We start from the raw sequence: 23,865 nt of genomic DNA, 5'->3' as shown, positions 1-23,865 counted from the left end.
ACGATGAAGTGTTATTTTTCAATTGGTCTTATTAAGCCTTCTTGTGCAACACTACATATCATTTCACCAGAACGGTTAAACAAATTTCCTCTTGTAAAACCTCTTGTGTCATTTGCACTTGGCGATTCTACATTTACTAATATCCAATCGTGCAAATTTGGCGTTCTATGAAACCAAATCGAATGATCTAAACTTGCCATCTGTGTATTCCCAAAATGTGCTTTAGACGCATGTGGTTTTATTGCAGTTGATAACAAATTATAATCAGAGCTATATGCTATTAATTGATGAATAATTGGTAAAGGTAAATTGTCAGGAACCTCATTAAAAGTTAACCAAACATTACTGAAATTTTCATAATCTTTTTTCTCGAAAGGATTAACAAATTCAACAGGTTTAAAATCAAGTGGACGTTCCGCAGAAACAAAACGCATAATTGATTTTGGTAAAACAGAGCCAAATTGTTCAGCAACATCATTCCAACTCATTAATTCTTCTGGAGGCGTTACAATAGGCATTTTTTCTTGATGTTCGTAACCTTCTTGTTTTAACTGAAAAGAAGAAGCCATTACAAAAATTGGTACATTGTTTTGTTTTGCAGTAACAACTCTTGTACTAAAACTTCCGCCATCGCGCAAATTAGCAACATCATATTGTATAGGTTGCTCTAAATCTCCAGGTAAAATAAAGTAAGAATGTAGGGAATGACAAAAACGATCTGATGGAACAGTTTGATAAGCCGCATGTAAAGCTTGACTTACAACTTGTCCTCCAAAAACGTTTGGACTTCCCATAAAAGAACTTTTTCCTTCGAATAAATTATCCTCTAATTTTTTTAATGTAATGAGATCAATTAATTCTTGTGTTGTTTTCATTTATTTGATTAAAATTTCAAATTATTTAAGACTTGCACATGTTTTTCTAGTGCAGTTTTATATTCATTTTTCATACGAGTAATTAATTCTGCCGTTGTTGGAATATCGTGAATACCAGAAACACCATGCCCAGCAGACCAAATGTCTTTCCATGCTTTGTGGCCTTCATCACCAATTAATTCGGCAAAATCTTCCTCCTTTTTTTCATTCAAATCAATACCAGAATGAATAATACTTGGTTTCAAGAAATTTGCATTTACACCAGAAATTCCGTCTGTATAAATTACATCTTCAAAAGTAGAATCAACCAACATTTCTTTGTAATCTTGTTCGGCAGAACCTTCTTTTGTAGCAATAAATCTAGTTCCGATATAGGCAAAATCTGCACCCATTGTTTCGGCAGCCAATATATCGTTTCCGTTATTCATGGCACCAGCTAATATTAAACATCCATCATAAAAAGTACGAATTTCATCAATCAAAGCAAAAGGATTTGCAGTTCCGGCATGTCCACCAGCACCAGAAGCAACCGCAATAATTCCGTCTACACCAGCCTCAGCAGCTTTCTCAGCGTGTCGTTTTTTTATGACATCGTGAAATACCAATCCACCATAACTGTGTACAGCATCTACCAATTCTTTTACAGCGCCCAAAGATGTAATAATTACAGGCACTTTATATTTTATACATAAAGCTAAATCTGTTTGTACACGTGGATTTGTTCTATTTACAATAAGATTTACACCAAATGGAGCTGGTTTTTTACCTGTTTCTTGTTCAAATTGGTTTAATTGAGTTGTAATATCAATTAGCATTTGTTCAAAATCTTCTACTTTTCGTCCATTCAAAGAAGGAAAAGTTCCACAAACACCATTTTTACATGCTTCTACTACCAATTCAGTACGAGAAACCAAAAACATTGGCGATGTAATCAAAGGTAAATCTAAACTATTTTTAAACTCTTGTATTGTCATTTATTAAATTTTCTAACGTTGGTTATTGATGCAAGATAAGGATAAAAATAAAATAGAATTTTAGGAAATAAAAATTCCTTTACATTTTCTAAATGATGATGCAAAACATTTGATGTATTTTTGCATTATAAAATTTTTTGAATTGGAAATAAGAGAGCATTTAAGACGAAATATAGTATTAGCATTACCCGTAATGATTACCCAAATGGGGCAGATTTCTGTTAACATTATAGATAATATTATGGTTGGTGGCTTAGGTGGAAAATATGATAATATACAGGACGAAGTACTTGGTAAAACTTCTTTAGCAGCGGCTTCTTTGGGAAATTCGTTGTTTTTTGCAATATTAGTTTTTGCTTTTGGTTTTAGTTTCGCCCTTTCACCTTTGATTGCCGCAGAAGACTCTAAAGGGAATAAGAAAATGGCAGCAACTTATTTTTCGCACAGTTTGGTGTTAAATGTAACGTTATCTATATGTTTATTTCTATTGATTACGTTCCTGAAACCATTGATGTTTTATATGGGACAACCAGCAGATGTTGTAGAAAAATGTATTCCTTATCTTACAATTATGACTTTTTCTATGATTCCTTTAATGATTTTTCAATCATTTCGCCAATTATCAGAGGGATTGTCGTTAACAATTCCAGTTACAATTGCTACGGTTTTAAGTAATGTTGTTAATATTACGTTGAATTATGGATGGATTTATGGAAATTGGGGATTTCCTCGTTTAGAAGTTGCTGGTGCAGCTTGGGGAACTTTTGTTGCTCGTATGGTGATGATGATTTTCTTGGTGATTGTACTATGGAATTTTAAGAAAACTAGATCGGTTTTAGAAAAGGTTCAGTTTAAGAATTTTCAGAAAATAATTTTCAAAAAAATAACAAGTATTGGAATTCCGACAGCTTTAACGTCTTTCTTCGAAATGAGTGCTTTTTCTTTAGCAGCCTTTGTTTGTGGTTATACATTTACAAATTCTATCGCAGATCAAGAATTAGCAAAAGTAAATTTAGCTGCGCATCAAATTGCAATTAACTTAGCCTCTACAACGTTTATGATGTGTACTGGAATAGGAGTTGCAGCAACTGTAAGAATTGGAAATCAATTAGGTTTAAGAGATTATAAAACATTACGAGAAGCTGGTTGGTCATGTATTATGATGGTAACTGCTTTTATGATATTGTGTGGAATTTTATTCATTGCATTTAGATATCAATTACCAACAATATATTTAGACAATCAAGATGTAATAAATCTTTCGGCACAATTGCTAATCATTGCTTCGTTTTTTCAGATGTCCGATGGTATACAGTTGGTATTACTAGGTGCATTAAGAGGAATGACGGATGTTAAAATTCCGTCTATTTTAACCTTTATTTCTTATTGGTTGATTGCTATTCCAATTGGTGTTACTTTGGCTTTGGTATTCGAAATGCGTGCATTTGGAATGTGGATTGGTTTAGGAATAGGATTAACAGCTTCGGCAATATTTTTATTGATTAGATACAATCAACAAACAAAGAAACTTATTAGAGAAAATCCTCAATCTGATATAATTTTAGAAGATAAATTAAAAAACATATAAAAATGGAATTACCAAAATTTTTATTGGCAGACAATTCAACAATGCCAAACAAAATCTTTATTTTACACACAGAATATCCTCGTTTTTTATTAGATGTAGAAACTGATGATATTGAGTGGTTTGAAGATATTTCTGAAGAAGAAGATAACGAAGAGTTTAACACAGAAATAGCAAATCTAATAGAAGATGCTTTAGATTTCTATGATCAAGAAATGGGAGAATTAGGAGAAGAAGAATAGTTCTTGATTTAATAAAATAAATGGTTTTTTATCGGTGTAATATTTACACTAAAATAATTTTTTATGCTTGCATTATAAATTTATTTTTTATATTTTGCAACAACTAAATTATTTAAAACCATGATAATAAAACGTTTATTTGATTTTCCTCAAAATCAATTACAAACTAATCCTCGAGAAGATGCATTGGTGTCTAAAGTAAACGGTACTTGGGTTAAAACTTCAACACAAGAATACGTGGGTATGGCTAATGCATTTAGTCGAGGATTATTAAAATTAGGAATAAAACCACAAGATAAAATAGCAATAGTTACTTCATCAAATCGTACAGAATGGAATGTTTGTGACATTGGTATACAGCAAGTAGGAGCTATTAGTGTTCCACTTTATCCAACGTTATCCGAAGAAGATTTTGAATATATCCTAAACGATGCGGAAAGTAAATTTATCATTGTATCTGATAAAGGATTGTATGATACAATTGCAAAGGTAAAGGATAAGGTTTCTACTTTAGTTGGAATTTATAGTTTCGATGAAATTCCAGGTGTTCCAAACTATAAAGAAATTTTAGATTTAGGAGCAGATAACTCCACACAACACGAACTAGATAATATAAAAGATATTATTAAACCAAGTGACATGGTGACGCTTATTTACACTTCTGGTACAACGGGTCGTCCTAAAGGTGTAATCTTAACGCATGAAAATATTGTTTCGGATGTTTTGATGTCTGTCGATCGTATTCCAGAATTTCCTCATCAACCAATTGCACTAAGTTTTTTACCAATCAATCACGTTTTCGAACGTATGCTAATTTATCTGTATCAATATCTTAATATAGGAATTTGGTATGCAGAAAGTATTGAAAAACTCGGTGATAATATGAAGGAAGTAAAACCACATGTAATGACGGTTGTACCTCGTTTAGTAGAAAAAGTTTACGATAAAATATACAATACTGGAGCTTCAGCTGGAGGTATGAAAACTAAAATTTTTATGTGGGCACTTAGTCTTGTAGAAGATTATGATCCATATAATCAGAAAGGAGGATTATTCTCTTTGAAACATGCCATTGCATCAAAATTAGTATTCAGTAAATGGAAAGAAGGAGTAGGAGGAAATCTTGTGTGTATGGTTTCTGGTTCTGCACCCCTTGCAGGAAGACTTAATCATATTTTTTGGGGAGCAGGAATTCCAATTTTAGAAGGTTATGGATTAACAGAAACTTCTCCCGTTATTTCTGTAAACTCGATGAGTAAAAGTGGTTTCGGAATTGGAACTGTTGGTGCACCATTAAAAGGAATTGATGTTAAAATTGCAGAAGATGGTGAAATTTTGGTTAAAGGTCCAAATGTAACATCAGGATATTATAAAGATCCAGAGAAAACTGCAGAGGCTTTTACGCCAGATGGATATTTCAAAACGGGTGATATTGGTGTTTTACAAAACGGATTATTGAAAATAACTGATCGCAAAAAAGAAATTTTTAAAACATCTGGAGGTAAATATATTGCACCTCAAGTGATTGAAAATAAGTTTAAACAATCTCGTTTTATAGAACAAATAATGGTAGTTGGAGAAGGTCAAAAAATGCCTTGCGCTATCATTCAGCCAAACTTTCAAGTATTGAAAGATTATATTAAAATAAAAGGAATTTCAGAGCCTGCTTCAAATGCAGATTTAATAAAAGAACCTGCTATTTTAGATATTATAGGGAGAGAAATTGAAAAAATGAATCAAGGTCTTGGACATTGGGAGCAAATAAAAAAGTTTGAATTAACGCCCGAAGAATGGACAATAGATGATGGTTTGTTAACTCCAACATTAAAATTGAAACGTAAAAATGTGATGGCGAAATATATTGATTTATTCAATAAATTATACGACATAAAATAATATTTGATTAAAAAACCTCGCAATTGCGAGGTTTTTTAATGAAATTATGTCTTAAATTTTAGTTTTTGCTTCATCTAAATCAACCGTTTTTTTGATTGAAAATTCATTCAAATCTCCTAAAACTTCAATTCTTCTTGATTGATCTAATTTCCCAACTCGTAAAGCTTCATAACCATTGTCATGGATAAATTTTTCTACATCAGTATCAATATCAGTATTATCTGTCGCATAAAAAAGAACAGCTTCATTTGGTTGTTGAAATGATGCCGTAGCTAAACTATGTGCTGATAAACTACCCATAGCTTTTACTAAAGTTGCATTTTTAGGCAAGTTTTGTGCATTTATTTGTCCAGCAGATTCATTATCAGGAATTGTTTTTGTCACATTTCCTTTATCATCAACCGCTATAGCATTTGATGGATCAATAATTATTTTACCCTCCAATTCCTTTTCATACGTTGTGAATACTTCTTGAATTGAATTAAACCAAACTGCGACAACAACAATATCTGCTTGGTTTATTGCATCAGGAATTTCTGCGGCTGTAGCTAAATCTCCTAATTTATTAGAAAGAGCTTCTGCATCTTCAAGTTTTCTACTTGCAAGTATCACAGGACGATTTCCTTTTACTGTATTTGTAGCAATTGCGGTACCAATGTTACCTACGCCAATTATGGCAACTTTTTTTTCGTTTGACATGAGTAGTAATTTTAAGATTATATCATAAAGTTACCGTTTTTCTTTTTAGAAATTTAAGAAACTATGATTAGATTAATCTTCTCTACTTGTGATTTTTAATTCATTAAGATCAAGCTGTAATTCAGATTTTCTAATTTCTTCATCACTAAAACTGTTTTCTTTTCGAAATTTAAACAACTCTTTTCTTTGCAAGCCATAAATATCTAATAGGATTTGATGAAACTCTAGAACATTGTTGTGTTTTGCTTCTTTTGCTTTCAAAGAATTTAAACCTTCTACAGAGTTTTCAACCGTATTTTCTATGTTTGCTTTGAATAATTTGACAAGATGATTCTCGTTTATTTTATTCTCGTATTTATCGTTTATAATAGAAAGAGCTAAATTGTCTAATCTTAATTGTATATCCAACTGTTGTCTATCCGAAGGAATTATATGGTCTACTTCTTTTATCTTAATTATTTTAAGTAAATATGGTAATGATAATCCTTGAACAACAAGAGTGATAAAAATAACAACAAATGTTATAAAAATAATTAAATTTCTTTGTGGAAAAGCTGTTGTGTTATCAGTCATCATCATTGGAATAGATAATGCTGTTGCTAATGATACAACTCCTCGCATACCAGACCAACTTAGGATTAATAAACCTTTCCATCCTGGTGCAGGTTCTTTTCTTGCTTTCGGACTTAACCAACGAGATATATGAGTAGAAATATACACCCAAATAAATCGTAAAATTATTGTAATAAAACTAATAATTAATCCGTATTTTATTGCTTCTTCTATCGAGTATTTACCTAATCCTGCAATTATTTCTGGTAACTCTAATCCAATCAAAATAAATACTAACGCATTCATTACAAATATTAAAGTTGTCCAAACTCCTAACATATTAAGACGGGTACTACCTGTTTTGAAAATTTCATGCGAGCGATAAGAAATGAATAATCCACCACTTACAACGGCCATAACTCCTGAAAAATGAAATTGTTCTGCAGCTAGAAAAAGTAAATAAGGTGTCATTACAGTCAATGTTGCATCAATAGCTGGAGTGGTTGGTAAAAATCGGTGAATAAAATAAATAATATGTGCTCCTGCAATACCAATTACAACTCCCATTCCTGCAACTAAAAAGAATTGTCCAGTAGCTTCTTGCATAGAGAATGTACCTGTTAATATGGCGGCCAAAGCAAATTTGAAAACAATTAATGAAGAGGCATCATTTACTAAACTTTCTCCTTCTAAAATTGTCATAAATCTTTTTGGTACGCCCAAACCTTTCATTACTGTTGCTGCGGCAACTGCGTCTGGTGGAGAAACAATACCACCCAATAAAAATCCAAGCGCTAGTGTAAAACCAGGAATTAATGCAGATGATGTGTAAGCAATTACTGTAGAGGTGAAGAAGACTAAACCAAATGCAAATAAGGCAATAGGTCGTTTCCATTTCCAGAAATCATTCCAAGATGTATACCAAGCAGCTTCGTAAAGTAGTGGTGGTAAAAATATTAAGAAGATTAAATCCGGATCGAGGTGTAAAACTGGTGTTCCAGGTATAAAATTTATTCCTAAACCTGCTATTACCAAAAAAATAGGATAAGCAACTTTAATGTACTTGGCTAACATTACTAATAATAAAACAGCAAATAGCAAACCAAGGATGAGTAGTAGATTGTGGTGCATTTTTAACTTTATTTGAATAAGTTAACAAAAATACAAATTATTTATAATATTATTTTAAGATTTAATTAACAAATATATGCTCTAACATATTTTGATCATAAGTAGTATTTATCATAGATAAAAAAACCTTGTTTAAAATGAATTAAACAAGGTTGTATATTTTAAAATTAGAATCCAATTTATTCACTTTTTCTTCCACCCATTGCCATCATCACAAAGTATAATAACTGAGCTAAAGAACCAATTGCAGCAACAACATAAGTACGTGCAGCCCATTTTAAAGAGTCTTTTGCACCATCATACTCATTTGGTAAAACCATGTTACTTCCTTTTAACCAAGCCAAAGCTCTGTTCGATGCATCATATTCTACTGGTAAAGTGATAAAAGCAAATGCCGTAGTTACAGCAAATAAGAAAATCCCAATCCACAATAAAGTTGCATTTTTAGACGACGCCATTACAATCAAACCTAACATCAAAATCCATTGATTTAATCGCGAAGCTAAATTAACCATCGGAACCATTTTTGATCGAAATTGTAACATATTATAACCCACTGCATGTTGTACTGCGTGTCCTACTTCATGAGCCGCAACAGCTGCCGCAGCTGCATTTCTTTCGTTATAAACAACATCAGATAGATTAACTGTTTTATCGGCAGGATTGTAATGATCCGTTAATTGTCCTGGAGTAGAAATTACACGAACATCATTTATACCATTATCAGCAAGCATTTTCTCAGCAATTTCTCGTCCACTCATTCCGTTGGCTAAAAAAACTTTCGAATAATGCCTAAATTTACTTTTTAGTTTGTTACCAACAAACCAACTAATTAGCATGAATAGACCAATAATTATGTAATATCCTGTCATTTTATATATAAGTTTTAAATTTATTATTTATTAAGTTATTAATTGAATTTCAAAAAGTATTCCACAATACTCTTTAAGACAAAAATACATAATTTGATGAGCGAATGTCAGAGTTCTGTTTTTTATCATCAAAAAAAAATATTAATCCTGACATTTTTATACAGAAAATTTCAAAACTTACTACATTTGCAAACTATGAGTATTCGTATAAAAGAAGTAGAATCAAAACAAGATTTGGAAACATTCATTAAGTTTCCGATGAACTTGTATAAGGATAATCAATATTATGTTCCACCCTTTATTAATGAGGAGAAAGAAACATTAGATGTTTCTAAAAATCCCGTTTTTAAAGATGCTGAAGCACGTTATTTTTTAGCTGAAAAAGATGGAAAAATTGTTGGTCGTATAGCAGCAATTATCAATTGGCAAGAAGTAAATGGTCAAGAGAAGAAAAAAATGCGTTTTGGATGGTTTGATATGATTGATGATATCGAGGTAACAAAGGCACTTTTGGCTAAAGTAGAAGAAATAGGAAAAGAAAATAAGTTAGAATATATTGAAGGTCCTGTTGGTTTTTCTAATCTTGAAAAAGCAGGAATGCTAACTTTTGGGTTTGAAAAATTAGCAACAATGGTCGGTTTATATAATTTTCCATATTATCCACAGCATTTAGAAACTTTAGGTTTCGAAAAAGCGAACGAATGGGTAGAATATGAATTACCTGCTCCAAAAACTTTACCAGAAAAAGTCGTAAAATTCAACAAGATTATTCGCGAACGTTACAAATTAAGAGAATTAAAATTTACCAAAACGGCAGAAATAATTCCTTACGTTGACGAAATGTTTGATTTGTTAGACAAGACATACAGCAATTTAGATACTTATGTGCCAATCGCAGATTATCAGATAGAATATTATAAAAAGAAATATATTCCATATATCAATCCTGATTTTGTAAACTGTATTGTCGACGAAAATAATAAAATGATAGCTTTTGCTATAATAATGCCATCGTATTCTAAAGCAATGCAAAAAGCAAAAGGCAAAATGTTTCCTTTTGGTTGGTGGCACATGTTACAAGCAAGTAAAAAGAACGATTCTGCTCAGTTTTATTTAATCGGAATAGATCCAAAATTTCAAGGAAAAGGTGTTACAGCACTTATTTTTAGTGCAATGTTTGACACATTTCACCGAAATAATATCGATTTTTTAGAAACTAATCCAGAATTAGCCGATAACGAAAGTATTCAGGTTTTATGGAAAGCATATTCACCTGTGAATCACAAAGCACGCAAAACATTTAAGAAGTTAATTTCTTAATATAATTTATTGATAATGTTTGATATTCATCAATTAGATAAAGATTACACAACTTTCAGACAAGAAGGTTTTGATTCTAAATGGTTAAATTTTAACGAATTAAATCGTTATTTTAATTTAAAATCAACTCAAAAAGAACAAATTGGAACGTCTTTTTTAGGAAATGAAATTTATAAATTAAGTTTCGGAACTGGAGAAAAACGATTATTAATTTGGTCGCAAATGCATGGAAACGAATCTTCTGGGACGCGTGCGATGTTTGATGTGATTAATTTTTTTGAACAAAATTCTGAATTAGCTCAAACTATTTTAAGCAATTTGACAATTGATTTTATTCCGATGTTAAATCCAGATGGTTCAAATGTCAATACACGTAGAAATGCGATTGGTATTGATATTAACCGAGATTTTTTAGCAAAAGAATCGACGGAAATTCATGTATTATTGAATCAAATTGAAAAAGGAAATTACCAAACGTTGTTTAATTTACACGATCAACGTACAATTTTTAATGTCGGACAAACTTCTAAACCAGCGACTTTGTCGTTTTTAGCACCTTCTTATAATGTTGAAGAAGATGTGAACGAAGTTCGTCAAAAAACAATGGGAATTATCCAAGCGATGAATACAGAATTACAAAAAGTAATTCCAGGTTATGTAGGTCGCTATACATCAGAGTTTTATCCGATGTCAACCGGAGATAATTTCACCAAAATGGGTTATCCTTGTGTGTTGTTTGAAGCGGGGCATTTCCCAAATGATTATCAACGAAATGAAACAAGAAAATACAATGCATTAGCCATTATTGCTGGAATTTATTCAATTGCTACAAAAACTGATTTTCCGTTTGATGAATATTTATCAATACCACAAAATGGTCAAAAATATTTAGATATTATTTTACACAATGTTTCTGTTCAAAATGGAGAAAATTCTTCTATTATAGATTTAGGAATTTATTTTGAAGATGAATATAATGAAGAATTAAATCTGGTAGAACAAATTGCGAAGATTATAGAAATAGGAGATTTAAGAAAATTTATTGGACATTTGGAAATTGACGCAGAAAAACAGATTTATAAAGGAGTTAAGAAAAATTATCCGTTACTAAATCAGTTAGCAACTTTTGAGGTCGGAATAATAAAAGTTGAAAATGGTCAAATAATTTAATTAAAATACTTTGTAGTATAAATTGAAATGACGAATTTTAACAAAATAACAAAAACCCTACTAAAATCAATACTAAAAATAGCATGAAAAAAATATTTGCAGTTGCTTTTGCAGCTATTTTAACTTTTACAATAATGAGTTGTGAGCAGCAAAAAGTCTTAAATCGTTCGATAAAATATGAAAATGGAGAACGAATTTTGACTGGAGAATTTGAACGTTCTGCTTTACAGAAAAAGGATTATGTTGGTTGGTATCAACCAGAATTTGATTCGTATGAAGTAGAAAAAAGCAAATTGAAAAGTCTGAAAGGTTTACGCAACTACCGTTTAGAGGTTTTTGTTGGAACTTGGTGTTCGGATAGTCAACGTGAATTGCCACGTTTGTACAAAATTTTGGACGATATAAAATTTCCTCAAAATAGACTGAAAGTTTATGCTGTAAATCGTGAAAAGAAAAGTTTTTACGGAGAAGAAATAAACAAAGAAATTACACACGTACCAACAATTATTGTGTATGATAATCAAAAAAATGAAGTTGGAAGAATTGTAGAATCGCCAGTTTCGGGCTATTTGGAAGAAGATTTGGCACAAATTGTGAATGGGACACCATTGACTCCAAATTATTCTAATGACTAATCTAAAAAAAATAATACTTGTTGTAGTTGCTTTTTTGTTTGGTGGTTTGTTGACTTATTTTGTAATGAAACAATTCAAAACAGAAAATACCAGCGAACAATCGCACGTAATTGCTTATCAAATAGAACGAATGAATAAAATGATTGTTGCAGAACAAGCATATTCAGACGTTTACAATCATACTTCGAAAAAATCTTTACCAGGTTTTGAGAATATTTATTCTGCCGATAAAAAGGTAACATTATTGGTAAATGCAAAGGCACAAGCAACGTATGATTTGAAAAAAATGGATGTTGAATTGGATTCGGTGAACAAAAAAATTATCATCAAATCGATTCCTCCAGTAGAAATAAAAGTGTATCCAGATGTTAGTTTTTATGACATGGATCAAAGTGTTTTCAATAAATTTGATAAAGATGATTTGAATGGAATTAAGAAACGTGCAATAGAGCATGTAGAGAAAACCATCAATCAAACAAAATTAAAACAAGAAGCGCATCAGCAATTAATTCAGAATCTCGGCGATTTATATTTTTTAGCAAAAACGTATGGCTGGACAATAGAAGATAAAACTGGTTACGCAAACGAACTGAATAAATTATACAATTAAATAAAGTTTAAAAAAACCTGTTCTACGGAATAGGTTTTTTCATCTATACTAAAATTTGAATATTTCAATTTTTTCAATAAAATTGAAAATAGTATTTTCGCTAAATATTAAAACAAAAAATGAATTTGCGTAAACTTTTACTCCCATTTTCGAGTTTATATTGGATAGGAACTTCGGTTCGAAATATCATGTACACTATCGGAATGATGCCTTCAAAATCATTTAATATTCCGATAATCAATGTTGGGAATCTTTCTGTTGGCGGAACAGGAAAGTCGCCACACATCATGTATTTAGCCAATTTACTGAAAGACGAAAAACAGCTAAGTACATTGAGTAGAGGTTATGGCAGAAAAACCAAAGGATTTCATATCGCCAATTATTCTACAAAAGTGTATGATATTGGGGACGAACCAATGCAGTTTTTTCAACGCTTCAAAAACCGAATTATTATTGCTGTTTGCGAAGACCGTGTTTTTGGTGCGCAAAAATTGATAGAACATTATAATGCAGAAGCAATTTTGTTGGATGATGCATATCAACATCGTGCAATAAAAGCAGGATTTAATATATTATTGACAGATTACAACAATCCGTATTACAAAGATTTTTTACTTCCTGCAGGAGATTTACGCGAGAGTAGAAGTGGAATGAAACGTGCAGATATTGTGATTGTAACAAAATGTCCAGATAGAATTTCAGAAGATAAATTGAAAGAAATTTCATCTAAAATAAAACTAAAATCACATCAACAATTGTTTTTTTCGAAGATTATTTATGATAATAAAATTATTGGTGGTTTAGATAATATAGAAAAATCAACTTGGAAAAATTATAATGTAATTTTAGTAACAGGAATTGCTAAAACAGATGGATTGGTAAAGTTTGCAGAAGAAAATTTTGCAAATGTTTTGCATTTAGAATATCCAGACCATCATAATTTTAGTCAATCAGAAATTGAGTATATTTACAAACGATACGAGGATACGGATGGTAGAAAACGCATGGATAAAATAATCTTAACAACAGAGAAAGATTATATGCGTTTGATGGAAGAATCGATGATAAAAGACGATTTATACTACATTCCGATTAGTATCGAAATTAACGATAAAGAAAAATTTAATCAAACTATTTTAGAGTATGTTAAACAGAATTAATGAAGCTGTAAAGTACATCAATAATTTGTTGCCAGAGCAACCAGAATTTGTAATTGTTTTGGGATCTGGATTAGGAAAATTAGAAGATGAGGTAGAAAATAAAGTTGTAATCAATTATAAAGACATTCCAAATTTTCCGCAAGTTACTGTAGAAGGTCACAAAGGACATTTAGTTTACGGTACTATTTTAGGAAAAAAAGTATTGATGATGGCTGGTCGTTTTCACTATTACGAAGGTTATTCTATGGACGAAGTAACTTTCCCGATGCGTGTTTTTAACGGTTTAGGAATCAAAAAAGTTGTTCTTTCTAATGCTTCAGGGGGTGTAAATCCGAGCTTTAGTGTAGGTGATATTTGTTTGGTGAGAGATCATATTAACATGATGCCAGAGCATCCTTTACGTGGAAAAAACATTGACGAATTAGGACCTCGTTTTGTAGATATGTCAAAAGCGTATGACAAAGAAATGTTGAATGAAGCGGTAGAATTTGCAAAAGCAAATGATATTTTGGTTCATCAAGGTGTTTATGTAGGTTTACAAGGACCAACTTTCGAAACGCCATCAGAGTACGGATTAGTTCGTTTCATCGGTGGAGATTGTGTTGGTATGAGTACAGTTCCTGAGGTTATTGTGGCACGTCACATGGATATGCGAGTTTTCTGTTTATCTATTATTACAGATTTAGGTGGACCAGAAATTTCTTTTGATGTTTCGCACGAAGATGTCTTGAATGCAGCTAACAATGCAATGCCAAACGTAATTCGCGTTGTAAAAAGCGTAATTGAGAATTGCTAAAAAATAATTTTTAGATTATAAAATATAAACAGCGTCCGATATATTGTATCGGACGCTGTTTGTTTTAATAAAATAAAATAAAATAAAATTTGTTATATTGGGTTGTACTTAACGAGATTGAAATTTATTATTGTGGATAATAATGTTTTATGTTATTAATAAAATTAGATTATAAAAAAAACAAATGAAAAAAATATTAATTATCATTTTAATAACTTTAATTACCCTTTTTGGGTTTTATAAGTTTATGACTTATGATAGAAATTATAGTTGGTCAAAAAAAATTGAAGAAAGTGTAGAATACGCTACAAAAAACACAAAATTTACAGTTCAAAAAATTGAAAAAATAGAAGTAGAAAAAATAAAATTACCTCTTGAAAGACACATAAAAATAAGAATTCAAAAAGCATTAAATAAAGTAGGACTTATGAGTTACGGAACTGAATTTGGCACAATAATTTATTTAGTTTCTGATAAACCAAATGAAGTACTGAAAGTTAAGAGTTGGTGCTTGAGTGATCATATAATTGGAATAGAGATTAGTGAACAAAATATTGACAATGAAAGTCTTAAAGAAATTAGAAGAAATTTTGAAACTGAGTTTAATAATTACAAAATAGTTTGGTCAAAATTTTGAGAAAATAAAATATTCAGCGTCAGAGCTAGAAGATTATAATGATAAATATAAAGTCTAAAGAATAAAAAAAAATATTATTATTTATTTTCTAAAAATCGGTGAATTCGACAGAATAATAAGGTCAAATAACAAGACGAATTCACCGACAAGTTTTGAAGTGATGATTGGTTAAATCTCAACTTCTCGTTCAGTATTTATACAATTACTATGAACGATATAATCGATTAGTTTTCCATTTTCAAAGCACAACATCACGTCTTCTTCATAAATTGATGTATGCGTTAGTTGATCAAATTTTATCAATTTTCCTTGCGAAATTTTAATAATTCCAGAATACCAATTCGCAAATATTTCTTCTTTTTGAGGAAATAAATAATCTAAATCGACTTCATCAAAATTATCTAAATATCCTCTGAAATTGATTAAATAAAGCTCATCATTTCTCAATTCCCACTTTCCATAATAGCCGCGCCAACAAGTCGGCGAAGGAGGAGTGAAGTAAGGCGGATGTTTTAACAATTTAAAATAATTGTGCAAAGGTTGTTCGGCAATAAGGTATTGTTGGTTATCTATTAATAAAATTTCTCCTATTTGGGCAGTCATTTTTCTACATGGTTTACTTCAAATTTAGAAGAGCAAAATCAAATAGAAAAACAACAACACATGTTTTTTATCAAAATTGTAAAATATGACCGATAAAAATAAATATCCAAAAATTATCTAGGCTTTAATTGATAAATATATAAAAATATATTATTTTAGAATAATGCGTTCACCTTGTTTCGGAAAAATATAATTTATTTTATATGGATTATTTTTTAGTAATTCTTCTTGTATTTTTTGCTCATAATCACCTTTCGGTTTTATATGCGTTACAATAATTGTTAGGTTTTTAAATTGTTTTACACCAACTTCTTTTGCTAATTTAGCCATTTCTTCGTTCATTAAATTTGGCGTTAAATGTCCAAATAATAGATTTTCGGGTTGCGAATTAGGAAAAGAAACTTCCAGTAATAATGTTTTTAGTTTTCCTGTTTTAATTTTAGGAGCAACAGCTTTCCAAATTGTAGTAAGTTTTGTTGTTTTTTCAATTCGATCAGCACCAGTATCTCCAAAATATATAGCTGCATTTTCATTATTTTCAATTAAAATTGCTGCACTTTTCATCGGATTTACGTGACTTAATTCGTAAATTGTTCCTTTCAGATTTGTATTTTCAATTGGAAATTGTTTTCCAATTTCGGCATATTTATAACTATATTTATTCAGAACTGGAGCTTCTCCTTCATTTCCGAAATTCGCCCAAGCATCGTTCGTGAAATATTTATTTTTCAAAACATTAATCATCTCTGTAATACCATAAATAGGTTTTTTAGAATCTTCAGGAGAATTAATAATCATTCCAGAAAGATGATCCAAATGTCCATGCGAAATAAAATATCCTTTGATATAATCTTTCAAAACCTTAGCGTTTTCCACATCAAAAGTACCTTTTTCTATTGCTTTTTCTATTCCGCTATAAATTGTACCTCCGTCCAAAGCTAAATAATCAGTTGTGTTTTCTTCTCCAATCAAATAAGCGGATAAGTTACTTTCATTGCTTCCGCCATAAACGCCAAGTGGAACAACTTGTAGATTTTGACCGAATGAAAGAAATGGAATTGTAAGGCAAATATTTAAGAATATTTTTTTCATCACTATTAATTTTTGACAAATTTACAAGAACTCAATTTAAATACTTAATTATTCGTTCTGTTTATGAAAACTTTACTATTTTCACGCTTCTATTAAAATTAACGCGTAAAGAACTTTAGAATGAAATCGAAATTATCTACTAAAAATTTAAAAAATTATGCGGTTCAACTTTTAACAAATAAAGCAATTTATGCTGCGGCTATTGCAATGATTGCAACAAACGTTGATGCGCAAAAAAAACCTCTTGATTTGACCGTTTTTGACGAATGGCAATCAATCGGAATGAAAGAATTATCGAATAATGGTGCTTGGGTTGCGTATCAAGTAAATGCGCAAGAGAGTGATAATTCGCTTAACTTTTTTGGATTAAAAACAGACAAATCACTTAATTTTCATCGTGGTGAAGAAAATGTTTTTACTTCAGATTCTAAATATGCAATTTTCAAAATCAAACCATTTTATAAGGATTTGAAATTGGTAAGAATCAAAAAGAAAAAAGAAAATGAAATAGCGAAAGATTCTATCGGAATTTTGAATTTAGTAACTAATAAAGTTGAGAAATTACCGAATATAAAATCATTCAAAATACCTAAAAAAGAAGGTTCGTTTTTGGCTTATTTGTTAGAAAAAGAAGAATTAAAAAAGGATAAAAAAGATAAATCTGACTCTACAAAAACAAAAGATAAACCAAGTAAACTAGCAGGAAAAGACAAAAAAGATACACCGTTGGAGTTGGTTCTAAGAAATTTAATTTCTGGACAAAAAAAGTCTTTCAAAAATGTGACAAATTATGAGTTTAGCGAGAATGGTAAACAATTAATTTTTTCTACAAAACAAGAAAAGAAAGATAGTTTAGATAAAACAAAATATGGTGTTTTTTTAGTTAATACAGCAACATTTGCTCAAAAACAGTTGGTTGATACAATTGGAGAATTTAAACAATTTGTGTTTGACGATTCTGCAAGTAAAGTTGCTTTTGTAGGAACTTCTGATGATGAGAAGAAAGAAAATAAAACCTATCATATTTATTATACAACAACTGCGAATCAACAAGAAATCAAGAAAACGGAATTAGTAGGATTGAAAAAAGATTGGCAAGTTTCTGAAAATCGTCAACCAAAATTTAGTAAAAATTCAAACTTTTTATATCTCGGAATTGCACCAAAGTTAGCTGAAAAAGACACGACTTTGATCGCAGATGATCATGCAAAAGTTGATGTTTGGAGTTACAAAGACGATTTTATTCAGCCTCAACAATTAAAAAATCTTGATCGCGAAAAGAAAAGAGCTTATTTATCTGTTATAGATTTATCAAATCCGACAAAAGTTACTCAATTAGCCGATTTTGATCTTAATCGTGTCGAGATGATTGATGAAGGAAATTCTGATTTTGCTTTTGGTATTTCTGATAATGCGTACAGATCTTCTGCATCATGGGATTTAACTGGTCGTAAAGATTATTATAGTATCAATACAAAAACTGGACAACGTGATATTATAGCAAAAGCTTTGGTTGGAGATGTTGAAATTTCTCCTAACGGAAAATTTGCGGTTTACTATAATGGTGAAACAGGTTTGTGGTCGAGCTACAATCTATTTACAAAAGAAACAAAGGTTCTGAATAAAAAGCTAAAAGTTAAATTTTATGACGAAGAAAATGATTCGCCAACTGTAGCACAAGAGTATGGAATTGCTTATTTTACAGATAATGACGAAACTGTTTTGATAAAAGATCGTTATGATATTTGGGAATTTGATTTGGTTGGAGATCGTAAGCCAGAAAATATGACAAATGGTTTTGGGCGAAAAAATAAAATTACATTTGATATTAATAAACTGAATGAAGATGTAAAAACGATTAATCGTAATCAACCCATTTTTTTAGGAGCATTTAATAATACGAATAAACAATCTGGTGTTTATCAGACAATTATTGAGAAAGCTAAAAATCCTGAAGAACTTGTAATGTCTAATACTTGGGGTGCTCAGAATATGAAAAAAGCACTTAATGCGGATGAATATATTTATACAAAAGAATCTTTTGAAAAAACACCTGATGTTTATGTAACGTCAAATTTTAAAGATGAGAAAAAAGTTTCTGCAATTAATCCACAACAAAAAAAATATACTTGGGGAAAGGGAGAACTTGTAAATTGGAAAACATATTCAGGAAAAGACGCAACAGGTGTTGTGTATAAACCAGAAAATTTTGATCCAAATAAGAAATATCCCGTAATCGTCTATTTTTATGAAAAACTATCGGATAACTTAAACCGTTATCAAGCTCCTGCACCAACGCCATCTCGTATCAATCATACGTATTTTGTAAGTAACGATTATATTATATTTACACCAGATATTTCTTATACAATTGGTTATCCAGGAAAATCTGCCGAAGATTATATCAATTCTGGTGTAGAAGTTTTAAAGAAAAATACATGGGTAAACGGAGATAAAATTGCCATACAAGGACAAAGTTGGGGTGGTTATCAAGTAGCACATTTAATAACAGTTACCAATTTGTATGCCGCAGCTTGGACAGGTGCGCCCGTAGTTAATATGACTTCTGCGTACGGTGGAATTCGTTGGGGAACGGGAATGAGTCGTCAATTTCAGTACGAGCAAACACAAAGTAGAATAGGAAAAACATTGTGGGAAGCGCCAGAATTGTACATCGAAAATTCACCATTATTTAAAATGCCAAATGTGCAAACACCAGTGGTAATTATGCATAATGACGAAGATGGAGCAGTGCCTTGGTACCAAGGAATTGAAATGTTTATGGCATTGAAACGTCTTGGAAAACCAGTTTGGATGTTGAATTATAATGGAGATGATCACAATTTATTAAAACGTGCAAATAAAAATGATATTCAACAACGTCAAGTACAATTTTTTGATCATTATCTGAAAGATAAACCTGCTCCAAAATGGATGACAGAAGGAGTACCTGCAACAATGAAAGGAATTGATTGGGGATTCGATTTAGATGAATCAAAAAGTAAATAATTGAATATAAATTAACCCGTTATGTATTTTGATTGAAAATTCGTCAGTTCGACTGATTTTAGAAACAGAGTGAATAAAAATTGTATCGAGAATAGAATTTTACACGAACTGACATTTTTTTGATAATTTTATCAAAATACACAACGAGTTATAAATAAAGTATAAAGCGATCAATTTTGATCGCTTTATTTGTGTATTAAATCATATTACACAATAGGATTATAGTGTTAAATTTACATTCGAATTTGATTAACTAACTGAAAATATCTAATTTAAACAATTAATTGCACTGAATATGAATTCTAATAATCGACAAATTGTTTATATACATGGTTTAAATAGCTCTGCAAATTCTAAAAAGTTTAAATCTATTTTGAAAGTTTATCCATCTGCAATTTGTATTGAATGGAAAACAGAAGATAATATTAAAACAATTCTTGCGAATGCTTATGAGTATTTGAAAGGAATTATTGATGATTTGACTATAATTGGAAGTTCTACAGGAGGAAATTTTGGTTGGCAATTGCAACAAAAATTGAAAGAGAACGGAAAATCGAGTGAGTTGATTTTATTAAATCCTTTGATTGATATTTCGTTTAAATATGAAAATAATTTTCCAGAAAACTTAACAAAATATTTGGCTGATATGAATCGTTTTGAGAATACGAAAGTTTTTTTAGGCGTTCATGATGAAGTTTTAGATGTAAAAAAATCTATTGATTTTTTTGATGTTCAACAAAGAATATCTCCCGACCAAATCGAAATCATTGAAGTTGATGATAATCATCGTATTAAAAATTTCGATTCATTGTTAACGTTAATTTAATTTATAGTTTACAATTATTTAATTTAATTCTTAGATTTTTGCACCCACAACAAACATATTAATTAAAACATGAGACAAATTCTAACCTTACTGTTTATTGTATTTTCTTTTAATACATATGCTCAGACTAAAGATACAGTCGAAACGAAGAAGAAAACTGTGCAAGAATTTAAGAATATGATGTCGCCGTATTACAGTTACGGTAACGGTTTGGGAATTACTTCGCCCGACAGTCTTTATCAAGTAAACATCAGATTTCGTATGCAAAATCGTGTAAGTTATAATCATAATGATGGAGAGGAAGATAATATTGATGGTCAAATTCGACGTTTACGTTTACGTTTTGATGGTTATATTGGTAATCCAAAGTTTGGTTACTCTATGCAATTATCTTTTGCTGCAGGCGATGTAGGTAAGGCAGAAGAAGGGAGAAATACAAATATTATACGTGATGCCATGATTTTTTATTATCCAAATAAACATTGGAGTTTAGGATTTGGTCAAACAAAATTACCAGGAAACCGTCAGCGAGTTAATTCGTCTGGAGCTTTGCAATTAACGGATCGATCGATTAATAATGCAGATTTTAATATTGACCGCGATTTTGGGGTTCAGGTTTTATACAATAAAAGGAATAAAGAAAAATTTTCATATATTTTACGTGGTGCAATTTCAACTGGAGAAGGTAGAAACTGGACAACTTATAAAGATACGGGTTTAGCCTATACAGGAAAAGCAGAATTATTTCCATTAGGAGAATTTACTGATGGAGGAAGTAATTACGAAGGAGATTTAGCACACGAGCAAACTCCAAAATTAATGATTTCTGGTGCGTATAGTTATAATGACAGGGCGCACAGAACCCAAGGAATGTTGGGAGATGATATTGTAGCAGACGGAACGGCGAATATACAATCTTTGTTTTTGGATGCGATGTTAAAGTATCGTGGTTGGAGTTTTATGTATGCCTACATGAATAGAAATTCGGATAAAACATTGTTTTATAATCCAACAGATGTATCAGATTTTAATTACATTTATGATGGTCACGGAATGGATTTTCAGGGATCGTATACATTTCCAAAACATTGGGAAGTTATCGGTAGATTTTCTAAGCAAAAAGTAGACAAAGAGATTTTTGAGTTTACACCAAATGCAAATCAATATAGTTTAGGTTTAACAAAATATATTTGGGAACATGCATTTAAACTACAAGCAGAGTTTACTTATGAGCAACAAAAATTTTATAATCTAGAAAAGAAAAATAATTGGTATGCACGATTACAAATAGAAATTGGTATATAATTTCTATTAAAATTATAGATTATTTAACTTTTTAATTATTAATGTAATCTTGATAAATGGCATGTAAATTGTTAAATAAAAGTCACTAAATTTGTTATTTAAATTACCAATCCTATGCAAGCCAATAGAAAGAAGAAAAGTTTGAATCGAAATGTAGAATTCGGTACGAAGAAAATTAAATTTAAAGATGTTATAATAGTTTCTGTAATAATGTTAGTCGTATTATTCGTTTTATTACAAGTTATGAATTAAAATATATAAAAAAATCCCTCTGTTTTAGAGGGATTTTTTTTACTTTTTATTAATCGAAACTAATTTTGAATCTTCTTTACAGACATCAAAAGTAAATTCGTAATTCTTTGTTTTATCTTTACTTTCATAAGTCGCATAATATTCTCTACATGGAACCTGATCTTTTTTAGATTTATCAAAATCAACCTTACTTTTAGCAAACAATTGTTTTTTCAAGAAAACAGAATCTAAACTCTCTGCTTTCAAAAAAGCTTGTGCTTCTGGAGAAAATGATAATCTTTTAGAGTAAGCTTCATCTAAAACTCTTGCATTTGGAAAATAATTACAAGAAAAGGCTCTTGGACCAAAGGCCATAGCTATAAAAACCAAGCCAATTCCTACGCCCATTCCAAACTTCATAAATCTTTGCGTTAACGTCATATAATCAATAAATTAATATCGTGAAATGGTAAATCAAACCAATCCCCTAAATTCTTTTTTACAATTCTACCTTTGTACAAATATACACCATTTCTTACAGTTTTATCCGTTTGTACCACATTTGAGAAGCCAGATTCTTCGGCAATTTGTAATAAATAGAATAAAAAATAATTGCTCAATGCTTTGGTAGACGTACGCGCAACGCGAGAAGTTATATTAGAAACGGCATAATGAATTATATCATTCTTAATAATTGTCGGATGATCGTGTGTTGTTAATTCAGAAGTTTCAAAGCAACCACCTTGGTCTATACTTACATCTATAATTACAGCGCCAGGTTTCATATTCTGAACCATCATTTCACTAACAACGCAAGGTGTTCTTGTTTCGCCACGCAATGCACCAATTGCTAAATCGCAACGACGTAAAGCTTTTCCTAATTCCTTAGGATCTATTGTAGAAGTGGAAACACGTTGCCCAATATTTTGTTGTAAACGTCTTAATCTTGTCAAAGAATTATCAAAAACACGAACCGAAGCACCCAAACCTAAAGCCGTTCTTGTTGCATTTTCTGCAACTGTTCCCGCTCCAAGAATTACAACCTCTGTAGGGCGGACTCCTGTTACGCCACCCATCAGAATTCCATTTCCGCCATTGGTAGAACACATTAACTCACTTGCAACCAAAATTGCAGTTGTACCAGCAATTTCGCTTAATAAGCGAACTACAGGTAAGTGGTTTTGTTCATCTCTAATAAATTCAAAACCAACAGCATCAACACGTTTTGTGATTAATTTCTGAAAATATTCGCGTTTTAATGTATTTGTTGGTACAGATGAAATGACTAGTGTATTTGGTTTTATCCAATCTATTTCTTCTAATGTTAATGGACCAACTTTTAGAATAATTGGTTTTTCGAAAACGGCTTGTGTATTATATGAAATTTCTGCACCAGCTTCCGAATATTCTTTATCAGTATAGTTTGCACCTTCTCCAGCTCCAGTTTCTATGGTAACTAAATGACCATTATTAACTAAAATTTCGACTGCATCTGGAGAAAGGCAAATTCTTTTTTCTTGATTATTTGTTTCTTTTGGAATCCCAATATCAAATCGGTCTTTTTTACGAGGAATTTCTAATCGCTCGGGCTGAGGAATTAAATCTTCCTGAGAAAAAGGCGTAAAAATATTTTTTCCGTCCATAG

Annotated in this window: 22 protein-coding genes; 13 read left to right on the top strand and 9 right to left on the bottom strand. The window is 30.8% G+C overall.

The features are described 5' to 3' along the window. Window positions 1–11 precede the first annotated feature (11 nt). A complete protein-coding gene (locus RSC72_RS08430; protein ID WP_332566058.1) occupies window positions 12–875 on the bottom strand; it encodes an acyl-CoA thioesterase in 864 nt (287 codons plus the stop codon). Window positions 876–883: 8 nt separating this feature from the next. Continuing rightward, window positions 884–1,849, bottom strand: a complete 966-nt coding sequence (locus RSC72_RS08425) for an NAD(P)H-dependent flavin oxidoreductase (protein WP_332546998.1) — start codon at window positions 1,847–1,849, stop codon at window positions 884–886. Window positions 1,850–1,991: 142 nt separating this feature from the next. On the opposite strand from RSC72_RS08425, the gene RSC72_RS08420 reads away from it, so the two are divergent. From RSC72_RS08420 to RSC72_RS08410, 3 genes are all read left to right on the top strand, one after another. Then, the gene (locus RSC72_RS08420) at window positions 1,992–3,437 is read left to right on the top strand and encodes an MATE family efflux transporter (RefSeq protein WP_332546997.1); all 1,446 of its coding nucleotides are present in this window, start codon (window positions 1,992–1,994) and stop codon (window positions 3,435–3,437) included. Between the two features lie 2 nt (window positions 3,438–3,439). Beyond that, window positions 3,440–3,676 (top strand): hypothetical protein, encoded by a 237-nt coding sequence (locus RSC72_RS08415; protein ID WP_332546996.1) that lies wholly within the window; start codon window positions 3,440–3,442, stop codon window positions 3,674–3,676. Between the two features lie 120 nt (window positions 3,677–3,796). After that, entirely contained in the window at window positions 3,797–5,572 is a 1,776-nt protein-coding gene (locus RSC72_RS08410; RefSeq protein ID WP_332566059.1) for an AMP-dependent synthetase/ligase, read from the top strand. A 51-nt stretch (window positions 5,573–5,623) separates the two neighbouring features. Here RSC72_RS08410 and RSC72_RS08405 read toward each other — a convergent pair whose 3' ends face one another. The 3 genes from RSC72_RS08405 to RSC72_RS08395 all read right to left on the bottom strand — a co-directional run bounded on the left by RSC72_RS08405 (window position 5,624) and on the right by RSC72_RS08395 (window position 8,826). Beyond that, complete coding sequence (locus RSC72_RS08405) at window positions 5,624–6,271, bottom strand: NADPH-dependent F420 reductase (RefSeq protein WP_332566060.1); 648 nt, start codon at window positions 6,269–6,271, stop codon at window positions 5,624–5,626. Between the two features lie 72 nt (window positions 6,272–6,343). Further along, window positions 6,344–7,954: a Na+/H+ antiporter gene (locus RSC72_RS08400; protein ID WP_332566061.1), complete on the bottom strand. Its 1,611-nt coding sequence runs from the start codon at window positions 7,952–7,954 to the stop codon at window positions 6,344–6,346. Between the two features lie 179 nt (window positions 7,955–8,133). Further along, window positions 8,134–8,826, bottom strand: a complete 693-nt coding sequence (locus tag RSC72_RS08395) for a zinc metallopeptidase (RefSeq protein ID WP_332546050.1) — start codon at window positions 8,824–8,826, stop codon at window positions 8,134–8,136. Window positions 8,827–9,021: 195 nt separating this feature from the next. Between RSC72_RS08395 and RSC72_RS08390 the strand changes: the two genes are divergently transcribed. The 7 genes from RSC72_RS08390 (at window position 9,022) to RSC72_RS08360 (ending at window position 15,154) form a co-directional block, all read left to right on the top strand. Further along, on the top strand, window positions 9,022–10,146 hold the full coding sequence (locus RSC72_RS08390; protein ID WP_332546051.1) for a GTP cyclohydrolase: 1,125 nt from the start codon (window positions 9,022–9,024) through the stop codon (window positions 10,144–10,146). A 15-nt stretch (window positions 10,147–10,161) separates the two neighbouring features. Continuing rightward, window positions 10,162–11,316, top strand: coding sequence for a M14 family zinc carboxypeptidase (locus RSC72_RS08385; RefSeq protein ID WP_332546053.1), 1,155 nt, complete (start codon window positions 10,162–10,164; stop codon window positions 11,314–11,316). Window positions 11,317–11,399: 83 nt separating this feature from the next. After that, window positions 11,400–11,951 carry a TlpA family protein disulfide reductase gene (locus RSC72_RS08380; protein WP_332546055.1) on the top strand — a complete coding sequence of 184 codons (552 nt, stop codon included), beginning with the start codon at window positions 11,400–11,402 and terminating at the stop codon, window positions 11,949–11,951. Beyond that, window positions 11,944–12,561 carry a DUF4230 domain-containing protein gene (locus RSC72_RS08375; protein WP_332546056.1) on the top strand — a complete coding sequence of 206 codons (618 nt, stop codon included), beginning with the start codon at window positions 11,944–11,946 and terminating at the stop codon, window positions 12,559–12,561. Before RSC72_RS08380 ends, RSC72_RS08375 begins: the two co-directional genes overlap by 8 nt. Before the next feature lie 119 nt (window positions 12,562–12,680). Further along, on the top strand, window positions 12,681–13,721 hold the full coding sequence (lpxK, locus tag RSC72_RS08370) for a tetraacyldisaccharide 4'-kinase (protein ID WP_332546058.1): 1,041 nt from the start codon (window positions 12,681–12,683) through the stop codon (window positions 13,719–13,721). Then, window positions 13,705–14,517, top strand: coding sequence for a purine-nucleoside phosphorylase (locus tag RSC72_RS08365; protein WP_332546060.1), 813 nt, complete (start codon window positions 13,705–13,707; stop codon window positions 14,515–14,517). Before lpxK ends, RSC72_RS08365 begins: the two co-directional genes overlap by 17 nt. 184 nt (window positions 14,518–14,701) lie before the next feature. Then, on the top strand, window positions 14,702–15,154 hold the full coding sequence (locus RSC72_RS08360; RefSeq protein WP_332546062.1) for a hypothetical protein: 453 nt from the start codon (window positions 14,702–14,704) through the stop codon (window positions 15,152–15,154). Window positions 15,155–15,322: 168 nt separating this feature from the next. On the opposite strand, the gene RSC72_RS08355 is transcribed toward RSC72_RS08360, so the two are convergent. After that, complete coding sequence (locus RSC72_RS08355) at window positions 15,323–15,757, bottom strand: hypothetical protein (RefSeq protein WP_332546063.1); 435 nt, start codon at window positions 15,755–15,757, stop codon at window positions 15,323–15,325. Window positions 15,758–15,907: 150 nt separating this feature from the next. Then, window positions 15,908–16,849, bottom strand: a complete 942-nt coding sequence (locus tag RSC72_RS08350; protein WP_332546065.1) for a 3',5'-cyclic-nucleotide phosphodiesterase — start codon at window positions 16,847–16,849, stop codon at window positions 15,908–15,910. Window positions 16,850–16,969: 120 nt separating this feature from the next. Between RSC72_RS08350 and RSC72_RS08345 the strand changes: the two genes are divergently transcribed. From RSC72_RS08345 to RSC72_RS08335, 3 genes are all read left to right on the top strand, one after another. Further along, entirely contained in the window at window positions 16,970–19,858 is a 2,889-nt protein-coding gene (locus RSC72_RS08345) for an alpha/beta hydrolase family protein (protein WP_332546067.1), read from the top strand. A gap of 295 nt (window positions 19,859–20,153) precedes the next feature. Beyond that, window positions 20,154–20,684, top strand: a complete 531-nt coding sequence (locus RSC72_RS08340) for a YqiA/YcfP family alpha/beta fold hydrolase (protein ID WP_332546068.1) — start codon at window positions 20,154–20,156, stop codon at window positions 20,682–20,684. A 69-nt stretch (window positions 20,685–20,753) separates the two neighbouring features. Beyond that, entirely contained in the window at window positions 20,754–21,989 is a 1,236-nt protein-coding gene (locus RSC72_RS08335; protein ID WP_332578474.1) for a porin, read from the top strand. Between the two features lie 291 nt (window positions 21,990–22,280). On the opposite strand, the gene RSC72_RS08330 is transcribed toward RSC72_RS08335, so the two are convergent. Together RSC72_RS08330 and RSC72_RS08325 are read right to left on the bottom strand one after the other, a co-directional pair. After that, on the bottom strand, window positions 22,281–22,661 hold the full coding sequence (locus tag RSC72_RS08330; protein ID WP_332566062.1) for a hypothetical protein: 381 nt from the start codon (window positions 22,659–22,661) through the stop codon (window positions 22,281–22,283). Next, window positions 22,658–23,863, bottom strand: a complete 1,206-nt coding sequence (locus RSC72_RS08325) for an alanine dehydrogenase (protein WP_332546942.1) — start codon at window positions 23,861–23,863, stop codon at window positions 22,658–22,660. Before RSC72_RS08325 ends, RSC72_RS08330 begins: the two co-directional genes overlap by 4 nt. Window positions 23,864–23,865 lie beyond the last annotated feature (2 nt).

Source organism: Algoriella sp. (genome assembly GCF_036647415.1).
In the GTDB taxonomy this organism is placed as follows: domain Bacteria; phylum Bacteroidota; class Bacteroidia; order Flavobacteriales; family Weeksellaceae; genus Empedobacter.
The sequence above is the reverse complement of the archived record's forward strand: the minus strand, read 5'-3'. Positions and strand labels throughout refer to the sequence as shown.

Coding starts and splice junctions, on each gene's coding strand:
- RSC72_RS08415 (WP_332546996.1), top strand. CDS start 3,440: ATGGAATTACCAAAATTTTTATTGGCAGACAATTCAACAATGCCAAAC.
- RSC72_RS08340 (WP_332546068.1), top strand. CDS start 20,154: ATGAATTCTAATAATCGACAAATTGTTTATATACATGGTTTAAATAGC.
- RSC72_RS08365 (WP_332546060.1), top strand. CDS start 13,705: ATGTTAAACAGAATTAATGAAGCTGTAAAGTACATCAATAATTTGTTG.
- RSC72_RS08345 (WP_332546067.1), top strand. CDS start 16,970: ATGAAATCGAAATTATCTACTAAAAATTTAAAAAATTATGCGGTTCAA.
- RSC72_RS08335 (WP_332578474.1), top strand. CDS start 20,754: ATGAGACAAATTCTAACCTTACTGTTTATTGTATTTTCTTTTAATACA.
- RSC72_RS08325 (WP_332546942.1), bottom strand. CDS start 23,863: ATGGACGGAAAAAATATTTTTACGCCTTTTTCTCAGGAAGATTTAATT.
- RSC72_RS08385 (WP_332546053.1), top strand. CDS start 10,162: ATGTTTGATATTCATCAATTAGATAAAGATTACACAACTTTCAGACAA.
- RSC72_RS08405 (WP_332566060.1), bottom strand. CDS start 6,271: ATGTCAAACGAAAAAAAAGTTGCCATAATTGGCGTAGGTAACATTGGT.
- lpxK (WP_332546058.1), top strand. CDS start 12,681: ATGAATTTGCGTAAACTTTTACTCCCATTTTCGAGTTTATATTGGATA.
- RSC72_RS08375 (WP_332546056.1), top strand. CDS start 11,944: ATGACTAATCTAAAAAAAATAATACTTGTTGTAGTTGCTTTTTTGTTT.
- RSC72_RS08355 (WP_332546063.1), bottom strand. CDS start 15,757: ATGACTGCCCAAATAGGAGAAATTTTATTAATAGATAACCAACAATAC.
- RSC72_RS08430 (WP_332566058.1), bottom strand. CDS start 875: ATGAAAACAACACAAGAATTAATTGATCTCATTACATTAAAAAAATTA.
- RSC72_RS08330 (WP_332566062.1), bottom strand. CDS start 22,661: ATGACGTTAACGCAAAGATTTATGAAGTTTGGAATGGGCGTAGGAATT.
- RSC72_RS08410 (WP_332566059.1), top strand. CDS start 3,797: ATGATAATAAAACGTTTATTTGATTTTCCTCAAAATCAATTACAAACT.
- RSC72_RS08425 (WP_332546998.1), bottom strand. CDS start 1,849: ATGACAATACAAGAGTTTAAAAATAGTTTAGATTTACCTTTGATTACA.
- RSC72_RS08395 (WP_332546050.1), bottom strand. CDS start 8,826: ATGACAGGATATTACATAATTATTGGTCTATTCATGCTAATTAGTTGG.
- RSC72_RS08390 (WP_332546051.1), top strand. CDS start 9,022: ATGAGTATTCGTATAAAAGAAGTAGAATCAAAACAAGATTTGGAAACA.
- RSC72_RS08380 (WP_332546055.1), top strand. CDS start 11,400: ATGAAAAAAATATTTGCAGTTGCTTTTGCAGCTATTTTAACTTTTACA.
- RSC72_RS08360 (WP_332546062.1), top strand. CDS start 14,702: ATGAAAAAAATATTAATTATCATTTTAATAACTTTAATTACCCTTTTT.
- RSC72_RS08400 (WP_332566061.1), bottom strand. CDS start 7,954: ATGCACCACAATCTACTACTCATCCTTGGTTTGCTATTTGCTGTTTTA.
- RSC72_RS08350 (WP_332546065.1), bottom strand. CDS start 16,849: ATGAAAAAAATATTCTTAAATATTTGCCTTACAATTCCATTTCTTTCA.